The sequence below is a fragment of the Salinimicrobium oceani genome, assembly GCF_012037645.1.
Genome location: NZ_JAAVJR010001190.1, coordinates 1 through 348, shown reverse-complemented (window position 1 = coordinate 348; position 348 = coordinate 1). Strand labels below are relative to the sequence as shown.

Genomic DNA, 348 nt, shown 5'->3' with positions numbered 1-348 from the left:
CACATTTCACCGGTTTTTTCCCATTTTGGAGTAATTGGAACTATAAGATTTTGGTATTGTCTTAAAACTTTATCATATCTGCCGGAAAAATCTACCGGAGAACGCCTGAAGATGATGCCGAGTTTATGGCCATTGGTATTTAATTCCTGGATCGCTTCTGCAACATCATTTAAATACTGGGGATCATCAGGAGAGGTGGTAACATCATCGCCACTAAAACAAATATATTTTTTTTGTGGGTCGAGGTTATGCTCCCGGAAAAATTCACACCGGCTATTTTGCAGACCTGGGTCGAAATGTGGTTCAAATTGGGGACTTCCCGTTACGGATACTTGATCGAACTCTATG

The 348-nt window shown here is 40.8% G+C and carries 1 pseudogene; it reads right to left on the bottom strand.

The features are described 5' to 3' along the window. Positions 1-348 (bottom strand): annotated as a pseudogene (locus HC175_RS21410) (UDP-glycosyltransferase); the annotation flags it as partial.